Here is a 23,694-nt window from a genome sequence, read left to right on the forward strand (position 1 = left end):
CTTTCTATTTGTTATTTTGGCGGAATAATGATTGAACTGATTTCGTTTGCTCCGATCCAAGGACGATCATATTTTCCTACTATTTTTCCTAAGCCTGCATTTTGTTCATATGTTTGGAATCCAGTGTTGGTCAATCCTCGAATCACACCAGTATGTCCATAACTATAATCTGCACTAAACCCAGCAATATTACCACCGCGTTTCCAGTTAATAATTGCACCTACAACTAGTTGATTAAAGGTAGGGTTAACTATAACTTTCCAGCCAACAGCCGACCAATTATAAGAACTTCCAATATCAGCTGCTGCATCTGTATTACCAATTACATGACTTAAGCCATACGCTGTTCCTGCGCCTAAACCACAGCCACCTAGATAGCCAGAATATTCTGCTGAAACAGCATAACACTCACCATTTCCTAACCATTGCCCAACTAAAGATTCTAGATGCGCTAACCCTTTAGTTCCAGAGCTTCCAGCTTTTAAATTATGAAGTTTGTCGTACCAATATCTAGCTTGTATTGCTCGATTAGGTTGGTAGGGATCACCAGGATGTTCATATAAAGCAATAAAACATTCCGCCGCGTGATTAATATCTTTCAATTTAGTGAACTCTTTAAAAGAAATATAAGCGATATCTGGTCTATCATAATTATAGAACCACTGAATATTATTATTCACTTCAAATTGAATTCTTTGACATTGCGAATCAAGCGTTCGATAATCTATTCCTTGTTCATTACACCAATCAACTAATTTTGATTTAGGAGTCCATTGAACTAGTCCATAGCCACCTCCGCCACTTAATTCATCCATATCAGGGATTATTTGAGATTCACTTTGCATATTACCAAGCATTCCAGCAATAGCTTCTTCTGTCCAACCTTTATTTTTAAAATATTGCCAGATAAACCACGCATTTTTTTCTTGATCAGTGGTTAACTCTGCTGGATATCCTCCACCAGTTCCTCCATTACCACCGCTACCATTACTAGTAATTTCTCGCCCATTCAAAAACAATCGTCCGGTGATATGTAAATCACCTCCATGCCTCCAAACTCCCCGTGAATTTATTTTGGGTTCATCCATAGAACTTTCACTTGGTATTTGAATCACATATTTTGAAGTACCACCATCTTCTTTGCTCTCTGAATTTAAAGAAAAGATAAAACCAGGCTTTTGAATTACAGCAAAACCATTAACTTTTCCACCACCATATGTGGCAATGATTCCCCCTAATTCTTTACTTTGTTTTTTATCACTAAAAATAATTTGCCCATCAAATATTTTTATTTGAAATGAGTTAGCTAATGTCCGAAAAACACACCCTTCAATATCTCTTCCTTTTATAGTCCCGGCTGTTATAAAGTCCGCATTGAATGTCCCATCCACTTTCCAAGCCGTTTTACTATCAGCTTGATGGACGTCTTTTACTGATCTCCATTCTCCTTTTTTCGCACACTTTTTAAATGAGATTCCTTCATTATTTTGAATCATAAAATGAGTTGAATTCGCTATATTCGAACCATTCATATAAATTGTTTCGTAGACTTCTCTTGAATCTGAGATACCTGCTTCAATACCATTGACTTGATAGACTGAACCACCATTTTCACCAGCACCTCTAAGGACATCATCCTGCCATTTTGAAATTTCTTCTGTATCATAAAAGGTCATTTTCTTTTCTTCCAAAGTATTTAAGTTCCCTTGGATATCCGAAGTTGCTTTTGAAATGTTTCTGGTAATATTATCACCTAAACCTGCTTCCACATTTTCAGTTAACCGATTTATTTTCACTTTAAAAATTCTAGTTTGATAATGGTAATGTCGATCATGACGATGAATCGTTACAGTATTTCCAATACTGTCACCAGTCAGTACTTCTGTTTTAAACTGAGTTAGGGGTCTTGAACATTCGACCAATGCCTCATACGTTTTTTGTAGTAAAGTTGCCGCATTCTCTTCTTCATCAAAGATCATCACTTGTTCACGTTTCCTCATAACACCATTTTTTAGTGGTAAACCATATTGTTTAGTCATTTCGGGATATTCCAACCATTGTTGACCTTTAGGCTTATCTAATGGATCTCCTTGCGATTTTCTCCATTCAATTGCTGAAAAATCAACCCGTTTCCCTTCACCATCACCAACTTCTTCACCACGACCACGACCAATTAGGCTGGTATAAATTTGTGTCCGATCCTGTTCTTTAACGATACTTAATGCTTTTTCTCCATAAGTAAAACGTCGATTGCTTTGTGTACCAATTTCTTTATGAATATCAATTTGTTTTTTCGTAATGCCGATCCCATCTAACTTGTATTTAAACGTTAATTCACAGCCATAAGATTGAATGATTTTTAACGCCTCTTTTATTGAAACAAATTCAAATTTCTCGGTTATCAGTGGTAAGTTAGAAGCAGTTGTATCAATTTGCCATTCGGTACCGTTCAATAATTTTTGAAGCGTTTCTTTAGGCGTGCTATTCGTTACCTCAACTCGTTCGACCACATAAGCATCTAATTCATCTGCAGCAAATGAGATTCCCGTAAACGATAAAACATCTTCCTTTTCATTATCATTGATAATTCGATAAACACTATAAAATTGCTTTGACTCTTTAACTGCCATGTAAAAAGCATTCCTTAGCTCTTGGTTATAAACCGTAGAAACAGTCAATGTATCTTTCATCAATTCTTCTTTATTCGAGGTAATTTCTTTTTCTTGAATCACTTCAACTAACTCTGCTTCTTTTACGATACAGATCAATTGTTGGCGTTCATCAAAAAAATAGACACTCTTCATCATAAGATCACCTCTCGATAGTAAATAAGTAGTTCACCATTCGTACAACTGACCTTCTGACCTGTTTTAATTTCAAAATTTTCAAAATCACTTTCTAAATCCAATAAAAACGTTTGATCAATCGTATTTACAAAGACTTTTCCTTGTAAAAAATCAAATAGAACTTTATCTCCTGCATTTAAATTATAACCAGTAATCTTAATCTCCTGCTCACTATTAGTAACAATGACAGGACCAAATTTACTTACAACCACCTCTATTTTTTCTGGATGGGTTTTATAAGGTAAATACGTCACAATTTCACTATTTGTTGAATAAAGTATCGAGTATTTTTTAGGATCAGCACAAAGAATTTCAATGGTCGAAACTATACTATTCGTATCTCCTCGAACATCCTCTGTTGTCATATATTGTCCATTATAGTGATACATGATCTCATCTTTAAAGCGAATTTCAACAGGTTCTTCTCTATATAATAATCGCATCAGTCGATGGTATTTTTGTTGAACATCTAAAGCATTTTTCCCTAACAATTGATAGGTCACTTTCAATATCCTTGTTGGTAATTTTTGACTTAATTTAATGCTGCCTACTTGCGTACTTTGAGTTTCTATCTCCAATGAAAGCATTTCTCGACCTGTTACCGCCAAGGTTTTATAGCCTTCAATTTCTTTTTCTAAATAAATGCCATCATACATCATAGCTGAAGAAGGAAGGATCAACTCATCTGTATGACTTTTTTCTATTATATCTTCAAAATAATACATGTCTTTCCTCCCTCTAAAAAGCTAAATTAATAGCCGAATCTTGTCCCATTGCTTCCGATATATCTTCAACAAATGCTTTAAATTGTTGATTTCCTAAACGAATATTGAATGTTGCAGGTTGTTTTTCTTTTTGTTGAATCTGTATGCTACTAGATTGTATTGACATTTTTTGAACGCTGTCCACTTGTTGATCTAGACTATCCAAACTTGGTAAAATAATTTTAGAAGCCAAGGTATCCATTGGTTGATCAACAATGTGTGCATTTCTTTCAATACCAATTGCCAATCCAGCAGGCAACATCGCGCCGATTTCATCTCGCATCCAACGGGATGGTGAGTGAATCTTAAATAGTCCTTTAAATGTATCGCCTATCTTTTTACCAAAACTTTTAACAGTATCAATTACATCATTTATCTTACTCCCTATTCCATCAATTAAACCTTTGATCATGTTTTCGCCAGCTTTATATAATTCTATCGGAGCTTTTACTAATGCTCCTATAATTTCTTTAATTATTTGCATACCAGCCATAGCTATTTTAGGTAAGTTTGTCACTAATCCTTTAACAATTTCGAAAATTAAACATACCGCTGCAGCTAAAATTTGAGGTAAATTTGCAAGTAATCCTTCACATAGTTTCCCTATAATTTCTACTGCTGCTTCTAGTAATTTTGGTAAATTTTCTGATAATGTTCGTACTAGTGTTGTAATTGCCTCTAACGCAACAGGTATCAATTGAGGTAAAACAGAAGCCATTCCTTCTGCTAATTTAACTAAAATTTCAATTCCTTTTTCAATTATTTTAGGTAAACTTGTCGTAATTTCATTTGTTAATGTTTCAATAATAGAAGTTACCGTATCTACTAGCTTAGTTGGATCTTGAAACAGGCCGTCTACTAAAGCTGATAACAATTCTAGTCCCATTAAAAGAAGCTGAGGTGCAGCTGCTAATAAACTTGTCGCTAATGTTTCGATAATCAATAGTGCTGAATTGATTAATGAAGGCAAATTAGCGATTACGCCATCTATCAATGTTTGTAATAGCGCTATTCCGCTCTCGATAATAACAGGAAGATTTACTGATATTGCTTCAGCCAAGCCAGCAACCAATTGTGTTCCTGAAGCAATCAAATCCGGAAGTTTTTCAATTATACCTTGAATAAATCCTCGAATCACTTCTGGTCCTTTAGTTATGGCTGTTTGAACCATATTGCTGAGCTGACCATCCATTTGACTATCTAATAGACCAAGTCCAGCTAAAACAACTCCTAAAATTGCAGCAGGGCCTAAAGCCTTTAATGCAAATCCAAATACTGAATTTAGTCCTTGAACCATTTTATCCATCGACATCATTCCAACTTTTGTTGATTTTTCAAATCCTAAACCAATACCACTAGAAACTTTCTCACCAAGTGTACCTAACATATTACGTACTTTACTTCCCTCTTGAAACATTCCTGTGAAACCGTTCTTTGCTTTTATTGACATTTGTGAAAAACTTTCACCCAATTTACCTAATATAGGTATCCTTGTTTGGATATCCATACCAAACAAATTCATTTTATTTTTCATTTTTTCGGAAAAATCACTACCAGATTCCACTAATCCTCTAAATGCTGTTGCAACTTTTCCTGATCCGTTATAAATATTGGAAAAACTCTCTTTCGCTTTTCCAGCAATAGTTGAAAAACTTTCACCAGCCTTGCCAGCCATATTTGAAAATAAATCTTTCACTGACATTAATTTGTCACCGATAGTAGTTTTCAATATATTCATCTGGTTACTCATTTTTTCAGTCATGTCCGAACCAACTTGATGAATCCCTCGTAAAGACTTCCCAACCGTTCCTGAACTATTATAAATTTTAGTAAATGATTCACTAAATTTACTTCCCATATTAGAAATTGTTGTTCCAAAATTTAAAAAACTTTCTTTGGTTTTATCTATTCCTCTTTTGATTTTCAAAAAGCTTTCTGCTGTTTTCTTTTGATTATCATCTAACTTTTCAAAGGCATCACTATCGAGTGTCAACTTTTCATTAAAAACACCCTTTAGTAAGGAGTAATTGTCTTTTGATTTTTTTATTGATTCGTTGATCTTATTGAACATCGAACCACTTTGCGAAGTAACTGATTGAAAGGCTCCACCAACATTCAAAATAGACGTCTGAAAACTTGGAAGTCCAACATTTGCTAAAGCTTCATCTAGTTTATTGACTCTTCCCTTCAGATCGTCAAATGTAGCTCCTGCTGAAGCTCCTTTTTCCAAAGGACTAAACAGGTCTTTCAAGCTATCTTTTAATTTTTGAAAACTATTCTGAGATTTTTCCACTTCTGTTGCTGGTTCTTTTATAGCATTAGACAATGCATTTCCTAAATTTTCACTAATTGAAACAAGATTAGCTATGGAAGCATCTATAGACGATAATGTACTATTTACTGAACCCCCAAATGAAGTAACCACAGATTGACTATTTGAAAAAGTTCCAGTAAATGCAGTCATGTTTTGATTCATCACTGAAAATTCTGCTGCCAGTTTCTTTCCTGAATCAATCAAAGTGGTAATACTTGAACTATCAATAGCTAATTCATTTTTTAAGCTAGCAAGAGTTACTTGTACATTACTAAAACTTTGAATCAGGGTTTTAGTCTGAGTATCTAAGGAAATTAGACTTGTATCATCAATTGTCAAACTTCCATGAAACACTTGAGCTAAAAGTCCATAACTTTTATTTGCTTGATTTAGTGAACGAATCATTTGTTGACTCTGTATTGATAGTTCTGAAAAATTTATACCAACAGCTTCTAACGCACTTCGAAATCCTGCTAAGTCGTTTGAGACGATTGCTTGATTTAAAGCAACTATTTGCTTCTTCATATCAACAAAAGGTTGTGACAGCTTATCACTTTTAGAAAGCGGTTTAATAAAATTATTAAGCCGTTTTGTTGTTTTACTCAATTGTTTATCCAAATTTTTCGTAACATTCAATGATTTCTTTATCGATTGAATAAATTTTTTATTTGTTGTAGGTAATATTTCCTTTGTCATTTTTTCCTCCTTTCTACGAATTAAAGTTTGCGATCCAATTTTGTAGTTTTTCCTTTTCTTGATTTTTAGGTAAGCTATGATCTGTACCTAGAATTTTTTCTTCAGCTTTTTGATAGTTGAAAAATTTTTCAAAGGTTCGGTAAACAGGTTTTCCCTTACGAGTTTGCCCCGCCATAACTGTCGCCCAAGCTTGTAAATGAATATTGTATTGTTGATCTAAGCTTTTAAGCTGATACGCTTTAATTCGTAAATCGTATTCTGGAATGGTTAAACGATCAATTTCATTTAAATCTTCCATATTTAAATACCTCAAACAGTTAAGTTGTACCTGCGCATAGCTTGCTTCAAAATCATTTTTTTCTTTCTCTACAGTTCGGCTTCTTCCAGCATCTTGTTCACCATCACTGCTGTATATTCGGACTTTTTTAACTCATTAATCACTGCTTCAAATAGCGGCTTGGAACCATGTCCCTCGACATATGCTTCCAAATCTTTTACCTGAATCCGCGGTTTTTCAGTTAGATTGGCAATCAACAACGTTTCAAAAAGTGTATCTACATCTGACAAAAGTAAATTTGAAATAATTGAACCGACACCTAATTTTAGTGTCATGCCACCTCTTTCTACAGAATAGCGTTGATTTACTTCTTTCAAAAAACCGTAGCCAAATTTAAAATTGAATAATTTTTCTTTAATTGTAAGTTCCATGAGTATCCTCCTAGTTTTTGAAATCGGCACAAAAGCATTTCATTCTTAAAATAGCTAAGAAGATTGCTTTTGTACCAACATTAATACATTTATTAGTTCATTTTTTTGCTGCTAATTATCCTGCTGAATCTACTTTAACTGTATCTTTAAATTCATAGTCGCCGCCTTCAGTCGTATCTAACTCTAATGAGGCAAAACCATTTTTACCAGCACCTTCAATTGCCCATTCTAACGAATACTCTACTTTATTTTCAGCGGAATCTGTTTCTTCAAATGAAGTAAAAAAGCCTTCAAAATATTTAGCTTTATATTTCCCTTCATCTGTTCCAGTACCAATTTCTTTTGTATTGATGCGCCAAATTTGCACTCGCTTATTTTCATCCATTGCGGTTTCTAATTTATCGATTTGTGTAGAACCAATTTTATATAAAGTTGTTGCGGTAACTGTTGTTTCTGTTGCTCCTGGCGTTACCACACTACCATCTTTCGTGACGGTTGATTCACTTTCTTTTGATTTTGAATAACCATTTTCAGTACTATATGCTAATCCCCATGCTTTTTCATTTCCTTCGTCTTCGGCTAAACGAAAACGCCATACTACATCTACTCCACTTAATGCTGTCATTGATTGATTTCCTCCTTGAATTTACTGACTATAATTTGTTTAACGATCGTTTCAATTGAGATACAAGTTGATTTTTCTTTCTTTGTTCTTCTTTCACCCTTTTTTGCAATTTTTTGATAACCTTTTCTTGTCTATAAATTGTTCTATCTTTTTGCTCAAGAATTGTCTTTATAAAAGAATGATCCATCATACTTACAACTATCTCCTCTCATTTTAAGTCACGGGCGACTTAGTGCTTTGTAACTTACAAAATCAGTATATAGCGAAAAACCGTAATAAAACTGTCAACATACTCCCAAAAAACTCCCAATCAAATTTTGTATAAGCAAAAAAACTGTATTCCACAAAAATTAAACACCGTTTAATCCTGTAGAATACAGTTTCTTCAATTGTAAAAAATATAAATTATTTATTTTGATTAGCTTGCATTTCTTCAGCTAATTTTTCAACACCATCTAATGATTGATACCCATAACTAAACATGTAGTTATAATCAACTGCATAAATTTGATTGTTTTTAACTGCTTTCATACTAGATAATTTTTTGTTGTTTTTGATTCCTTCAATAAATTCAGAACCTTTGATTCCATTGTTGATTGTACTCCAATCAGGCACAATTAACACATCTGGATCTGTTTCGATTAAAGTTTCAACACTAACATCTCCTGTTTCATCTTTAAAGACGTTATCTAATTTTAACATTCCGAAAATGTCATTAAAGAAGGTTTCATTGTGTGCAGCATAAACCACTGGCTCTGAAGGTTCTGACATGTGCAAATAAGCAAATTTTTGTTCTTTATCGATTGTACTTACTTCTTCTTCTAATACTTTTTGACGATCTTTTAATTCTTTTTTGAATGCTTCAGCTTTATCTTCCACATTGAAAATCTTTCCTAAATTATCAATATCCTCATAAACTGAATCAAAGGTACTACCAGTTACTGATGAGGCTAAAACATACGTATTGATTCCCATATCATTGATTGAGTCAACCGTTCCGACACCCCAATCTTGATTGTCGAATAATCCGCCGCGTCCATAAACTAAATCAGGATCTACACTTAAAGCCAATTCTTTCCCAATATATTCGCCAGATAAGTGATTCAACTCAGCAAATTCTTTTTCCACTGACTTATCTGGTAAGCCAAATACAGCGCCCACACCTGCAATATTATCTTTCAGGCCTAAATGCAGTAATAATTCAGCTGCAGGTTGCGTATTCGCAACGACTTTTTTGGGAACCTCTTCAAAGGTTTGCTCTTTTTCTTTCCACGCTTGTCCACCTTCTGGACTAGAAAAGTTCTTTATCGTTAAGGGATAACCTGTTTCAGTATTTTGTTTCGCTGAATTATCCGTTGCTTGTTCCTTTTGCCCACACCCTACCATGATAAATAAAATACTGATAAAACTAATAATCGTTGCTTTTTTCATTTCTATTTCTCCCCACTATCTTTTTATTTTAAATGATAAACAAAGCCTAATTGACCTGTTACTGGATTTTCAAAAATAGTACATTTTACATCATAGATTTGTTCAATCAACGCTTCTGTCAAAATTTCATTTGGTTTGCCAGCCGCAATAATCGCTCCATCTTTCATTGCATACAAATAATCACAATAATGAGCCGCCATTTCTAAATCATGCAACGCAGCCAAAACACTGATTCCCAGTTTTTTTACACACTCAAGTATCTCTAATTGATAACGAATATCTAAATGATTCGTTGGTTCATCTAAAATCATATATTCTGGCTGTTGAGCGATTGTTCGAGCTAAAACGACTCGTTGCTTTTCACCACCAGATAATGATAAAAAACTGCGTTCTTTATAATGTAATAGATTGGTTTTAGCCAATGCTTCATTTACGATATCAAAGTCTTCTTGACTATCTGCTTCTAATAATTTTTTATGTGGGGTTCTTCCTAACAGAACCATTTGAAAAACAGTTAAATCAAAATTCAATTCATTGAATTGGCTGACTACACCTAAATGACGAGATACTTTTTTTTCTGGTGATTTTATCAGATCTAATTCATTCAAAAAAATACTCCCGTTTTGAGGTGTAATACTTTTATAAATCGCTTTTAATAATGTTGATTTTCCACTACCGTTTGCGCCAATAATTCCCACAAAGTCTTTTTTCTCTGTATGCAATGAAAGATCTTTAATGATTTCTTTTTGCGCAATTTTTATGTTTAAATTTTTTATTGTTAATTCCATTAGTTACCCTCCAAAGTTATAGCCTTTTTTCACAATAATATAGATGAATAAAGGCGCACCAATAATTGAGGTAATAATGCCGATCGGTAACTCTACATTTGGAATGAGAACACGTGAAAGGATATCTGCCCAAATCAAAAATAAAGAACCTGATAGTGCCACGACAGGTAATAGACGTTTATGATCTGATCCACTCAACCCGCGGACGATATGAGGAATAATCAAACCAACGAAACCAATCATACCCGAATAGGCAACGACGACACCAGTTAATAACGAAGACAATAACATATAAGAACGACGGTACTTAGCCAAAGAAACACCTAAAGTCACAGCTGTTTCTTCTCCTAAAAGCATGACATTCAAGATACGATATTGCGATAAAAAGAAACCTGTAACCACTAAAACAACGATTGCCAAAATCGGAATTTTCCCCCAACTAGCCGCAGCCAAACTGCCCATCGCCCAAAACGTAACAGTCTTGATTCCTTCTGCATTACTCGAAAGATAGACGATAAAACTAGAAATTGAGCTAAGTAATGCGCCAATGATCGTTCCAGATAAAACAAGTTTGACAGAGGTCATCCGTCCGCCCACACTAGAAAGAAGCAGCACACTAAATGAAGCAATGATGGCTCCTGCAAATGCACTAAAAGCTAAACCAAATTGAGACAAAAAGGTCGCTGAACCAAATCCAACTAATATAGAGAAAGTGGCTCCTAAAGAAGCACCTGAGGAAACGCCGAGAATGTAAGGATCAGCCAATGGATTTTGGACAACTGCCTGCATGATTGCACCGCTGATAGCAAGCCCCATCCCAACAAAAATAGCTAAAATCACTCGAGGTGTCCGCACAAACCAAATGATATTAACCGCCGCTTGACTACTAATCGTTTCTAAAGAACCAACTTGACCACCTGAAATTTTATAGACTAAGATTTGAAAAACTTCCTGCATTGAAATCGAAGCTTGTCCATTTGTTAACGAATAAAGAACCGACACGATGATTGCAAGAAGCAACAAAAAAATTAAAAATGGGAAAAAAGCTTGTTGTTTCCCTTGCTTTGTTTTTATATCTACCTTACTTGTATCCAAAAAAGACTCCTCCTGAACTTGAAACAAAGAGTTTGAACAAAAGATACTATGTTCTGAGAATCGTAAATAGCTGTATAGGACAACGAACAAGAATATTCTTCGTGATTTATCGCACTAAGAAAGAGCTAAAAAAATGAAGAATGATGATTTGGAAATTGCCAAGATTCTGATTGTTGTCTGCCGTTTATTAGGTTTATTGGTGAAGCAAACCTAATTTTTACTTTTGCTTCACCCTTTTACATTTACCTATTAAAATCAACTTTCTAACATAAAAAATAAACGCTCTAGTATCTTTTAAGCTAGTTATTGTAAAAAAATTCTGATAATTCCAGTCAATTACTCGAATCCTCGTATTTTTAATATAACTTCCTATTAATCAAACCGTTCTATCAAATAAATATATTACTTTTTTTCTATCGTTTCTTTTAAATGGGATGTCCACTGGTCTACTGACTTTCTTCGAGCAGGCGGTATTTTAGTTGCTTCATTGATAGAGGTTAAAAAAAGCAAACCAATAATTTGTCTATCTTCAGACAATCCCATATTTTCAGCAAACTGACGATCAAAAATATTGACAGTTGTTCGCCAAGTTACGCCGATTTGTTGCTCCCAGGCTAATAGTTGGAAATTTTGGATAAAGGCTGACACTGCACTAATTGCTTCCAAATCCTTTTTTTCGTCCTTTTCTATAGGTGCCGAAACGATTAATGTAACTGGCACATTAGCAAAATAATCAGCTGTTTTTTGTTTCGCACTTTCCATAATTTCTGGATCATAGTTTTCCCAAACATTCAGTCGATCATAACTTTTCATCAATTGCTCAACAAAAAAAAGCCGTTCTTCCTCCTCACTAACAAGCGTAACTTCCCAAGGTTCCTTTTTAGAATGGAAAGGGGCATAGCTAGCTTTTTCAAGTAAATCATAAATTGTAGCTAACTCTATGACTTCATTCATTTCTGAAAGCATACGGATTGTTCTCCTATCGCGAATCGCTTCTGTTAGCGTAAGCTCCTTCATCAAATCATCTCCTCTTTTCTATGCATAATAAAATTTTCGCGCTTAACGAAAATGAAAATCATTCTCAATTAGATTTTAAGAATAGCATTCAACTATTTTTTTTGCAAGCCTTTTTATGAAACTTTCATGCTATTTTTTATTATCAAAAAAAAGAACCTAAAAAATCACGACTATTAGTCATTTTCTAGGTTCTTTTTATGAAATTACGATTTTTTTAGATTATTTTAGCGATCCAATTTACGAAATTGGAAAAAGGAAATAATTTCTGAAATTCCCATAAAGATTAATAATCCACCAAATAACTGGAATAAAAATAATACGCTGCTAAATGGATTGAAGGTCAAAGTTAAGCCCGCAATAATCAAAATAATACTGTAAATTAGATACGGAACCCAATTGACATTCACATACGTTCTTAAATTAAGTGCTTGCATTAGTTTAGCAACTCCGCCGATTACAATCATTAAACCTAAGAAAATTGGTAAAATGCTCACAATTCCTTTCGCAAAAAATAAAATGACTGCTGCTACAAGTAAAAGAATGATCCCACCCATAAAACTCATACCATATTCGCCTGTTTGTTTTTTGATTTTCATTCCTTCATAGATATTTACTAAACCAGAAAATGCCGTATACGCTGAAATGAAATAAACGCCTACTTTAAACACTTCATTCGGATTCATCAAAATAATAATTCCCAAAACAATGTAAATAATGCCTCTTAACAATGCGTATTTTTTTAAACTTTCAATAACATTACTCATCTATATTCCCTCCTTTACTTCTATTTATTTTATTGTAATAAACTTCTAAACAGAATACTAGTGATAGCCATTATTGTAAATATTTTTTTACCATTTTTTTGCTTTCAATAGATAATCATTAAAAAGCTGGTACCAAAGTATCACTATGCTCATTTACAAGATAATCACGAACTTTGTCACTTGTCATCACTTTTTTTAGCTCTTTTATTTGATCTGAATCCAGATTATCTTCTCGAGCAACTAAACTGATTGCAAAACGATCATCAATCGTTTTCTCTAAAAGAAGTGCATCTTTTGGCTTTAACCCAACTTTAGCGATATAGGCAGGATAATTATAAGCTAAGGCTACGTCAGATTCATTGTAGGCCTCTGCCAAATTAAGTAAATCAACGGATAACCAGTTTAAATTTTTAGGATTCTCTACAATATCTTTGGTGGTTCCTTCAAAACCACTCCCGTCTTTTAACTTGATTAAGCCTTCATCTGCTAAAATAGCCAATGCTCGACCTTCATTTGACACATCACTAGGTAAAGCTACTGTTGCTCCATCAGGAATTTCAGCCAAATTTTTGTAATGTTTTGAATAAAAACCAACTTTTGCATTATATATTTTTTGAGCGATGACTAAATCAGCATTTCTTTCTTCATTAAACTTTTGCATGAATGGTTCATGTTGAGCAAAATTTGCATCGACTTCTTTCGCTTTTAATAATTCGTTATACTGTATATTATCATTGACTTGCACTAATTCTACATTGTAGCCGTCTTTTTTAGCTTCTGCTGCTGCGATTTCAATAACATCGACCATTGTTGGTAAATGTGCAGCAACTTTGATTACTTGATTGGATTTATCATTCGAATCGCTTTTTGTTGCTTCTTTATTCTTCCCACAAGCTGTAACTAATACTACTGAAACGATGATAAACAAAAAAATTTTTACTTTATTCTGCATTATGTATCTCCTTATAAATGTTTTTTATCAATTTTCTTAGCAATATAGCGTCCACTGATTTGAATGAAACTAACAAATAAAATCATTATCACGATGGCTGTATACATCACCGCATACTCATAACGTTGGTAACCATAACGAATAGCAAAATCGCCAATTCCTCCACCACCAACAACACCCATCACTGTTGAATAAGAAATCATACTAATCATAACTGTGGTCAGCATCAAAACTAAGCCTGACCGTGCTTCTACATATAGAAAACGAAAAATTAATTGTCGTCGATTACAACCTAAAGCTTTTGCCAATTCTATGATTTCTGGTGGAACATCTAACAAGACTTGTTCTGTAAATCGAGCATACAAAGCAGCTGAAACAAACGTCAAAGGAAAACCGGCTGCCAACGTTCCAAACGCTGTGCCCATAACCAAACGAGTCAACGGAATCAACGCGACTACTAAAAGTAAAAACGGAAAAGAACGAATACTGTCAATCACGATGTTTACGATACTACCAATCGTTTTATTTTTGAACGAATTATTTTGTTTCAACAAATAAATCCAAGTTCCTACAGGCAAACCAATAATAATTGCCGCAGCAATTGAAATAATTAGCATCAATCCTGTTTCTGTCAGCGCTTTTGTCAGTTCTGGTAAATAATAAATCATTGTTTTCAAATAATTGGCAATCATCGTAAACGCTCCTTGATTCGATCATAGTAAGAAGCAAATTGATGATCTTGTTGCTTAGAAGTAATTTTTAACACATCTAAAATCCGCCCCTCTTCAATCACAGCTGTTCGATTACATAAATACTTAATTAACTCTAATTCATGACTGACAACAACCATTGTTGTTCCAAAGGTTTGATTAATTTTTTTAAGCAACTGACTAATATCATCCGCATTTTGTCCATCTAAAGCTGAGGTTGGCTCATCACAAAGTAATATTTCTGGCTGCGTAATAAGCGCTCGCGCAATGCCTGCTCGTTGTTTTTCGCCACCACTCAATTGAGCAGGGTAACTATTTGCTTTATGAGCTAAATTGACAAACGTCAAAATTTCAAGCACCTTTTCTTTATCAAACTTTCTTTGTAGTTTTAGTGGTAAACCAACATTTTGCAAAACGGTCTGATTTGACAGTAAATTAAACTGCTGAAAAATCATACCAATTTTCTTTCGATGCTCTTTCTGTTTAAATTGGCTCTCTTGAAACCAGTTAATACCGGCAATTTTTACTTGTCCTGCATCTGGAATCACCAGTGTATTAATCATACGCAATAAGGTAGACTTCCCAGAACCGCTTTCTCCAACAATACCGAATATTTCATTCTCCTCGATTTGTAAGGATAATTGATCTAACACTCTAAATCTTTTCCCCTGATAAGTGAATTCCTTTGTTACTTGTTCGAATTGAATCACTTTTGTTCACTCCTGACCCTCTCGTTAAACTACTTTGCCTAAAAAAATCAATCAAGTATACAATAACAAAATCAGTCTACCATCTTTCAAAAGTAAATCACATATATATGCCTATAGAATCCGTTTCAATCTTCTTTTATATAACAGATAACCGGTAAAAAACAGAAATTGATACACAGAACCTAAAACCTTTACAACCAATTTTTACCAAAACAATGAACAGAAGTTACAATAAGACAGTTAGGAATAAAATAGTTAGAAGTAAATAGTTAGTTCTAACTTATTGCTTAGAGTGCAATAAATGAGTTTTTATCTACCTATTCAATTCTAAACGATGAGAGTAGAAACAATTTCTACGAAAACAACCGACAAACAACAAAAATTCAAAAGATACTTTTCGTTATTTATCACATTTTAATTTATTCCTAACAAAAAAAATTAATAATTTTTTTATTTTTAAAATAATATTAATTATTAATAAATCGCCCTACTCATTCATTGAAATGAATTTGTTCTTTAATCAACAATTAACTTCTATACTTTTTCATTGTTTCTTAAAAATTGACTTTGATCAACAACCTGCATTACTTCTTGACGTCTTTGCCAAAGAGAATCTGTATACGTATCTAATGTAAGTTTCACTGATGTATGTCCCAGAATTTTACTTAGTGAAGCAATATCTACACCACTTTCTACACAACGTGTCGCGAAGGTATGTCTTAAAACATGAAAATTAATATCTTCTAATTCGGCTTCTATGAGTAATTTTTTGAATCGATAAGTGATTGTTCGAGGCTCTACATAATTGCCATTAGATGAAACAACATAGGGCGAATTTGCCAAGTACCTTTTTTCGAGTAAATAGTCCCTAAAACAACTTGCTAGCGGAATATCTCGTTTAGAACTGGCTGTTTTTGGTGAATCAATAATTACTTTTGTTCGCCCAAATTCATGTTTTCCTGGTATTCGTTGTAACGACCGGCGAATATGTATAATATTTTCTTTAAAATCAATATCTGTCCATTTTAGTCCACAAATTTCTCCAATTCTCATTCCAGTTGCAAGTGCAATAATAACAGCTGACGTATCTGTTTCTTGAAAAGCATAAAATTCCAAACGGGTTTGGTCAGTTACAGATAATGCATGAATTTTCCTTCTCTTTTCATTTGATAAGATAACCTCACTTGATGGATTTTCAGTTAAATAGCCTATTTTTGTTGCGCAATTCAAACTGTTTTTAAGAATATTTAATAAGCTATTGAGCATATTTTTCGAATAATCTTGACTATTAATGTATTTAATAAATTCATTAATATCATCCTTTGTAATAGAGATAAGTAGTTTTTTTTTAAAAAAAGGACGAATATGATTATTTATTTTTGTTTCATAGCTTTTTAAAGTGGACAGTTTTACATTAGTAGCTACATGAACATTGAGCCATTGATCGAACCACTCCGAAGCTGTGCCTGAAAACAATTGATTTTTACTATCAACAAAGTTCAATTTTTTTCTTGCTAGTTCTTGTTGTACAAGTGCATATTTTTGTCCATAAACATAACCATAAATTATTTTCCCATCTTCATTTCTTGTCTTTTTATAACGACCTTCCCAACGTCCATCCTTTCTTTTATAGATATTTTCTTTTTTTTTTGCCATCCTAACACCCACTCCTTTAATGAAAATTTTTACAAATCAAACTTATTAGATAATAGATTTCTCATATTGTATTATTTAAAAATTTATCTCCTTTTTAAATTTTATCACTTTTTCAATTAAAAACACATATATTTTAAAAAAATATCATTTAAAAGTTTTTTGATCGTTGTAGTAACTAAATTAAATTTTAAAATTTAATATTCGTTTCCATCAGATCGTTTTTACTTATAAAATTATTTAGAAACTATAGAAATAAGCGACAAGTCACAAATATTTACAAAACACCAATTAGGAACCATTCAACATCGAATGAGAACCTTTCGTGTTTCTTGTCATTTTCGTGACTTGTCGCTTATTTTAAGAAAATGTTGAAAATCAAATAAGTAAATACAGCATATTATGAACAATCTTTTAGAAATTGCCCAGATAATGAATTCGCACTAACCTTTATTCTATTTTGAAGGATAAGGATGAGCCAAACAAAAAAATCCATCTCAACCTTATCTTGTCCACTCCACCAGACAAATGAATGCGGTGATTTGTTTTATTTTACTAAAAAGTAGTAGTTGCTGCTGTATCATCTGATTGTTTAACCATTTGAATGGCTAAAACTAAGGCAATAGAAATTAATTCATATTTAGGCTCGGTAATCTCTATTTCATAAAAATCTCCCCAAGAAAACCATTTTTTTGAGACCATCCCTACGACTTGTCCGTCAGCCTTGATTGTAAAGGTCATACCCCACCAGTCGCCTTCAATTTCAATATCTGAAGCTTCAACTACATACCGTTATTTCCAGCCTACTTTTTCTCTGATTGTTCCAATTAATTCATCTTGAACATAAAATTCAAAGCTGGGTAAAAAATGATTAAACCGTTCTTTGATAAACGCAACTTCACTGCCCTCAGTCGTTGATACAGTTAATTTTGCACCAAACGAAAATACTTTCCCTTGAACGTGGTATTTTTCATTTTCATTTTCATCATAAATATTAAAGACATCTTTAATGCTGGCTATTTTTTTCCGTACATACAATTTCATTATTTTTACCTCTTTAATTACTAGAATCTAGACTATATTAAGTATAACAAAAAATTAGGCTATTCTACTTTTATCCAATTGATCTTCCTTTTAATAAAAGAACTACTAACAAACCAACAGTGGCACCGATTGAACCAGATTGAACTAAAATCAATAGTTTGTATAATCCTCCTTTAGTTGAATTATTCTTAAAACTATTTACCGCTATCATTGAAACAAATGCAGCAATGGCTAAAACTAATAAAACTATCAACATACCTTTTCCTCCTAAGTTTCATCCTTCAATTCATTATCAATTAACAATTTCAAATGAAATTGTTAATCTAAAAACAGTGTAGACGTTCTAGAAAGAAAATACGCTTATTTTTCTTAAACGGTATCAAAACACGCTTAAATGGTAAAGTCCATTTTACTTTTATATTTCTAATAGAAACAAAAATCAATTAAAAAGTGCTAAATAAGCGATAAAACGCGAAAATAAGAAGAAACTTGAAAGGCTCCCATTCAATGATAGTGAATGCCTCCTACTTGTTGTTTTTCAAATTTTTGTGATTTGTCGCTTATTTCTTGGAATTTATGTCTCATGACTCATCTTTTACTAAATACAAAATTTTGTAAAAATAGCAGACTTAGAATTCGCTTCTTTTTACACTTGTTCTTTAACTTTGATAGACAAATAAGCAAATGGTAATATTTTCGTACTGTATTTTGATTATAATTTTAATCTGAAAAATTGATTTTTTAATAAATAACTCTTTAAAAAATCGTTTGATTTTCATCATTAAACTCTTTATTTACTGCCTTTAAAACTATCCCAAATACCTGATCCATATCATAATACTGATAATTCGCAAGTCGACCACCAAAAATCACATTTTTATACTTTTTTGCATCCTTTTTATACTTTTTAAGTATTGAAGAATTTCGTTCATCATTAATAGGATAGTATGCTTCTTTTGAACGATCCCATTTTTGTGGATATTCTCGAGTTAAAATAGATTTATCTTTATCTGCTTTTTGATCGAAATGACGCCATTCCATTATACGAGTATAAGGAGTATTAGCATCTGTATAGTTAATTACAGCATTACCTTGTACATTTTCTGAATGTACAACTTCAGATTCAAAACGAAGAGATCGATATTCTAACTCACCATAACGATAATCAAAAAATGCATCAATCATACCAGTGTAGACAATTTTAGGAAACTCCTTTAAAAAAACTTCTTTATCGTCGATAAAATCTATACCTAACTTAATATCTATTAAATCCTTTGATAATAATTTTTCAAACATTGATGTATAACCATCTATTGGAATTCCTTGGTATCGACTATTAAAATAATTATTATCATAAGTAAATCTAGTAGGCAACCGTCGAATAATAAAAGAAGGAAGTTCAGTTGCTTTCCGCCCCCATTGTTTTTCAGTATACCCCTTAATTAATTTTTCATATATATCCGTACCAATTAAAGCTATTGCTTGTTCTTCTAAATTTTTAGGAGAATTTGAAATTCCTGCATTCTTACGTTGTTCAGCAATTTTTTCTTGTGCTTCCTTAGGTGTTTTTACTCCCCACATTTGATGAAATGTATTCATATTAAATGGCAAATTGTATAACTCACCATTAAAATTAGCAAGTACTTGATTAATATACCCATTAAAAGTCGTTAGAGTATTAACATAATCCCAAATTTGTTTGTTATTAGTATGAAAAATATGTGCTCCATAGTCATGAATATTTATCCCGTTCTCCTTATGCGTGTACATATTACCTCCAATATGAGAACGTTTTTCAATTACTAGAACTTTTTTTCCACGTTTGGCAGCTTCATAAGCAAAAACTGATCCGAAAGGTCCCGCCCCTACAATTAAATAATCATATTTTTTTTTGTTATACTTCATTGATATTCTCCTGAGAATTTATTCAAAAAACTAATAATTTATTTATAACATATATATTTGACTAAAAACAAGACAACTCCATTTTTATTCTGGAATTGTCTTGTTTTTTCACAAAAAGGATTAACTCTAATCTAACTTCTTATCTTTTTTACGTTTATATAGAACTAAAAGAGATGATAGTGCAGCTAAACCTCCGATTACTGTATAGAGATCACTTTCTATAACTCCTGTATTTGGCAACGTATTTTTAGCGACGGTTGCTGTAGAGCTAGTATTTGGCAAACCACTGCCAGTCACTTTAGTATTCGATGCTTCCTGAGTCCTTGATCCACTTGTGCTTGTGCTCAATGAATTTGAATTACTTACACTTGTGCTGGTACTCATTGAATCCGAGTTGCTTACACTTGTACTTGTGCTGTAGCTTCCTGAAAGACTATTTGAGTCACTCACACTTGTGCTTGTGCTCAATGAATTTGAATCACTTACACTTGTGCTCGTACTCATTGAATCCGAGTTGCTTACACTTGTACTTGTGCTGTAGCTTCCTGAAAGACTGTTTGAATCACTTACACTTGTGCTGTAGCTTCCTGAAAGACTATTTGAGTCACTTATACTTGTGCTGGTGCTCAATGAATTTGAGTTACTTACACTTGTACTTGTACTTAGTGAATTTGAATCACTTACACTTGTACTTGCGCTGTAGCTTCCTGAAAGACTGTTTGAATCACTCACACTTGTGCTTGTACTCAATGAATTTGAGTCACTTACGCTCATACTTGTACTTAGTGAATTTGAATCACTTACACTTGTGCTTGTACTGTAACTTCCTGAAATACTATTTGAATCACTCACGCTTGTACTGGTACTTAATGAATTTGAATCACTTACACTCATTGAAAGGCTGTTTGAATTACTTATGCTCATACTTGTACTTAGTGAATTTGAATCACTTACACTTGTGCTCGTACTCATTGAATCCGAATTGCTTACACTTGTACTCGTGCTGTAACTTCTTGAAAGACTGTTTGAATCACTCACACTCGTACTGGTACTTAGTGAGTTCGAATCACTTACACTCATTGAAATACTGTTTGAATCACTCATGCTCGTACTTGTACTTAATGAGTTTGAATCACTTACACTTGTGCTCGTACTCATTGAATTCGAGTTGCTTACACTTGTACTCGTGCTGTAACTTCCTGAAATACTATTTGAATCACTCACACTTGTACTGGTACTTAATGAATTTGAATCACTTACACTTGTGCTCGTACTCATTGAATCCGAGTTGCTTACACTTGTACTTGTGCTGTAGCTTCCTGAAATACTATTTGAATCACTTACACTTGTACTGGTACTTAGTGAGTTCGAATCACTTACACTCATACTTGTACTTAGTGAATTTGAATCACTTACACTTGTGCTTGTGCTGTAACTTCCTGAAATACTATTTGAGTCACTTACACTTGTACTGGTGCTCAATGAATTTGAATCACTTACACTTGTGCTGTTACTCATTGAATTCGAGTTGCTTAAACTTGTACTTGCGCTGTAGCTTCCTGAAATACTATTTGAATCACTTACACTTGTACTGGTACTTAGTGAGTTCGAATCACTTACACTCATACTTGTACTTAGTGAATTTGAATCACTTACACTTGTGCTTGTGCTGTAGCTTCCTGAAATACTATTTGAGTCACTCACACTTGTACTGGTACTTAATGAATTTGAATCACTTACACTCATTGAAAGGCTGTTTGAATTGCTTATGCTCGTACTTGTACTTAGTGAATTTGAATCACTTACACTTGTGCTCGTACTTAGTGAATTTGAATCACTTACACTTGTGCTTGTGCTGTAGCTTCCTGAAATACTATTTGAGTCACTTATACTTGTGCTGGTGCTCAATGAATTTGAGTTACTTACACTCATTGAAAGGCTGTTTGAATTACTTATGCTCATACTTTTACTTAGTGAATTTGAATCACTTACACTTGTGCTCGTACTCATTGAATCCGAGTTGCTTACACTTGTACTTGTGCTGTAGCTTCCTGAAATACTATTTGAATCACTTACACTTGTACTGGTACTTAGTGAGTTCGAATCACTTACACTCATACTTGTACTTAGTGAATTTGAATCACTTACACTTGTGCTTGTGCTGTAACTTCCTGAAAGGCTGTTTGAATTACTTATGCTCGTACTTGTACTTAATGAGTTTGAATCACTTACACTTGTGCTGGTACTCATTGAATTCGAGTTGCTTACACTTGTACTTTCGCTGTAGCTTCCTGAAATACTATTTGAATCACTCACACTTGTACTGGTACTTAATGAATTTGAATCACTTACACTCATTGAAAGGCTGTTTGAATTGCTTATGCTCGTACTTGTACTTAGTGAATTTGAATCACTTACACTTGTGCTCGTACTTAGTGAATTTGAATCACTTACACTTGTGCTTGTGCTGTAGCTTCCTGAAATACTATTTGAGTCACTTATACTTGTGCTGGTGCTCAATGAATTTGAGTTACTTACACTTGTACTTGTACTTAGTGAATTTGAATCACTTACACTTGTGCTTGTGCTGTAACTTCCTGAAAGGCTGTTTGAATTACTTATGCTCATACTTGTACTTAGTGAATTTGAATCACTTACACTTGTGCTCGTACTCATTGAATCCGAGTTGCTTACACTTGTACTTGTGCTGTAGCTTCCTGAAAGACTATTTGAGTCACTTATACTTGTGCTGGTGCTCAATGAATTTGAGTTACTTACACTCATACTTGTACTTAGTGAATTTGAATCACTTACACTTGTGCTTGTGCTGTAACTTCCTGAATTACTATTTGAGTCACTTACACTTGTACTGTTACTCATTGAATTTGAATCACTTACACTTGTGCTGTTACTCATTGAATTCGAGTTGCTTACACTTGTACTTGCGCTGTAGCTTCCTGAAAGACTATTTGAGTCACTTACACTTGTACTGGTACTTAGTGAGTTCGAATCACTTACACTCATTGAAATACTGTTTGAGTCACTCACACTTGTACTGGTACTTAATGAATTTGAGTCACTTACACTCATACTTTTACTTAGTGAATTTGAATCACTTACACTTGTACTTGTGCTGTAACTTCCTGAAAGGCTGTTTGAATCACTCACACTTGTACTTGTACTTAATGAATTTGAGTCACTTACACTCATACTTGTACTTAGTGAATTTGAATCACTTACACTTGTGCTCGTGCTGTAACTTCCTGAATTACTATTTGAGTCACTTACACTTGTACTGTTACTCATTGAATTTGAATCACTTACACTTGTGCTGTTACTCATTGAATTCGAGTTGCTTACACTTGTACTTGCGCTGTAGCTTCCTGAAAGACTATTTGAGTCACTTACACTTGTACTGGTACTTAGTGAGTTCGAATCACTTACACTCATTGAAATACTGTTTGAGTCACTCACACTTGTACTGGTACTTAATGAATTTGAGTCACTTACACTCATACTTTTACTTAGTGAATTTGAATCACTTACACTTGTACTTGTGCTGTAACTTCCTGAAAGGCTGTTTGAATCACTCACACTTGTACTTGTACTTAATGAATTTGAGTCACTTACACTCATACTTGTACTTAGTGAATTTGAATCACTTACACTTGT

General features: G+C 33.4%; 21 protein-coding genes. All 21 read right to left on the bottom strand.

The genetic code is table 11. The features are described from left to right. Positions 1-11 precede the first annotated feature (11 nt). Entirely contained in the window at positions 12-2,807 is a 2,796-nt protein-coding gene (locus ACYSNW_RS12240) for a phage tail spike protein (protein WP_461744851.1), read from the bottom strand. Further along, positions 2,804-3,571, bottom strand: coding sequence for a distal tail protein Dit (locus ACYSNW_RS12245; protein ID WP_461744853.1), 768 nt, complete (start codon positions 3,569-3,571; stop codon positions 2,804-2,806). Before ACYSNW_RS12245 ends, ACYSNW_RS12240 begins: the two co-directional genes overlap by 4 nt. Positions 3,572-3,584: 13 nt before the next feature. Next, entirely contained in the window at positions 3,585-6,620 is a 3,036-nt protein-coding gene (locus ACYSNW_RS12250) for a phage tail protein (protein WP_461744855.1), read from the bottom strand. Positions 6,621-6,633: 13 nt separating this feature from the next. Next, complete coding sequence (locus ACYSNW_RS12255; protein WP_461744857.1) at positions 6,634-6,918, bottom strand: hypothetical protein; 285 nt, start codon at positions 6,916-6,918, stop codon at positions 6,634-6,636. Positions 6,919-6,986: 68 nt separating this feature from the next. Beyond that, positions 6,987-7,328 (bottom strand): tail assembly chaperone, encoded by a 342-nt coding sequence (locus ACYSNW_RS12260; RefSeq protein ID WP_461744859.1) that lies wholly within the window; start codon positions 7,326-7,328, stop codon positions 6,987-6,989. A gap of 115 nt (positions 7,329-7,443) precedes the next feature. Beyond that, positions 7,444-7,953 (bottom strand): phage major tail protein, TP901-1 family, encoded by a 510-nt coding sequence (locus tag ACYSNW_RS12265; protein ID WP_461744860.1) that lies wholly within the window; start codon positions 7,951-7,953, stop codon positions 7,444-7,446. A 28-nt stretch (positions 7,954-7,981) separates the two neighbouring features. Continuing rightward, complete coding sequence (locus tag ACYSNW_RS12270) at positions 7,982-8,143, bottom strand: hypothetical protein (protein WP_461744862.1); 162 nt, start codon at positions 8,141-8,143, stop codon at positions 7,982-7,984. Positions 8,144-8,358: 215 nt separating this feature from the next. Continuing rightward, positions 8,359-9,384 (bottom strand): ABC transporter substrate-binding protein, encoded by a 1,026-nt coding sequence (locus ACYSNW_RS12275; protein WP_461744864.1) that lies wholly within the window; start codon positions 9,382-9,384, stop codon positions 8,359-8,361. Positions 9,385-9,407: 23 nt separating this feature from the next. Continuing rightward, positions 9,408-10,172 carry an ABC transporter ATP-binding protein gene (locus ACYSNW_RS12280; RefSeq protein WP_461744866.1) on the bottom strand — a complete coding sequence of 255 codons (765 nt, stop codon included), beginning with the start codon at positions 10,170-10,172 and terminating at the stop codon, positions 9,408-9,410. Positions 10,173-10,175: 3 nt separating this feature from the next. After that, on the bottom strand, positions 10,176-11,201 hold the full coding sequence (locus tag ACYSNW_RS12285; protein WP_461744898.1) for a FecCD family ABC transporter permease: 1,026 nt from the start codon (positions 11,199-11,201) through the stop codon (positions 10,176-10,178). A 468-nt stretch (positions 11,202-11,669) separates the two neighbouring features. Beyond that, positions 11,670-12,284: a nitroreductase family protein gene (locus ACYSNW_RS12290; protein WP_461744868.1), complete on the bottom strand. Its 615-nt coding sequence runs from the start codon at positions 12,282-12,284 to the stop codon at positions 11,670-11,672. A gap of 224 nt (positions 12,285-12,508) precedes the next feature. Further along, complete coding sequence (locus tag ACYSNW_RS12295) at positions 12,509-13,048, bottom strand: HdeD family acid-resistance protein (RefSeq protein WP_461744870.1); 540 nt, start codon at positions 13,046-13,048, stop codon at positions 12,509-12,511. A 118-nt stretch (positions 13,049-13,166) separates the two neighbouring features. After that, positions 13,167-14,000 carry a MetQ/NlpA family ABC transporter substrate-binding protein gene (locus tag ACYSNW_RS12300; RefSeq protein WP_461744872.1) on the bottom strand — a complete coding sequence of 278 codons (834 nt, stop codon included), beginning with the start codon at positions 13,998-14,000 and terminating at the stop codon, positions 13,167-13,169. Positions 14,001-14,011: 11 nt separating this feature from the next. Continuing rightward, positions 14,012-14,692: a methionine ABC transporter permease gene (locus ACYSNW_RS12305; RefSeq protein ID WP_461744873.1), complete on the bottom strand. Its 681-nt coding sequence runs from the start codon at positions 14,690-14,692 to the stop codon at positions 14,012-14,014. After that, positions 14,689-15,420, bottom strand: coding sequence for a methionine ABC transporter ATP-binding protein (locus ACYSNW_RS12310; protein WP_461744875.1), 732 nt, complete (start codon positions 15,418-15,420; stop codon positions 14,689-14,691). Before ACYSNW_RS12310 ends, ACYSNW_RS12305 begins: the two co-directional genes overlap by 4 nt. Before the next feature lie 534 nt (positions 15,421-15,954). After that, positions 15,955-17,076, bottom strand: a complete 1,122-nt coding sequence (locus ACYSNW_RS12315; RefSeq protein WP_461744877.1) for a tyrosine-type recombinase/integrase — start codon at positions 17,074-17,076, stop codon at positions 15,955-15,957. A 552-nt stretch (positions 17,077-17,628) separates the two neighbouring features. Continuing rightward, a complete protein-coding gene (locus ACYSNW_RS12320) occupies positions 17,629-17,814 on the bottom strand; it encodes an LURP-one-related/scramblase family protein (RefSeq protein WP_461744879.1) in 186 nt (61 codons plus the stop codon). Positions 17,815-17,865: 51 nt separating this feature from the next. After that, the gene (locus ACYSNW_RS12325; protein WP_461744881.1) at positions 17,866-18,117 is read right to left on the bottom strand and encodes an LURP-one-related/scramblase family protein; all 252 of its coding nucleotides are present in this window, start codon (positions 18,115-18,117) and stop codon (positions 17,866-17,868) included. Positions 18,118-18,187: 70 nt separating this feature from the next. Then, on the bottom strand, positions 18,188-18,373 hold the full coding sequence (locus tag ACYSNW_RS12330; protein ID WP_461744883.1) for a hypothetical protein: 186 nt from the start codon (positions 18,371-18,373) through the stop codon (positions 18,188-18,190). A 500-nt stretch (positions 18,374-18,873) separates the two neighbouring features. Beyond that, a complete protein-coding gene (gene glf / locus ACYSNW_RS12335) occupies positions 18,874-20,022 on the bottom strand; it encodes a UDP-galactopyranose mutase (RefSeq protein ID WP_461744884.1) in 1,149 nt (382 codons plus the stop codon). 126 nt (positions 20,023-20,148) lie between these two features. Further along, positions 20,149-23,694 (bottom strand): LPXTG cell wall anchor domain-containing protein (locus ACYSNW_RS12340; protein WP_461744886.1); only part of this gene is annotated, 3,546 nt, incomplete at its 5' end.

It is taken from the genome of Enterococcus sp. LJL99, assembly GCF_054871725.1.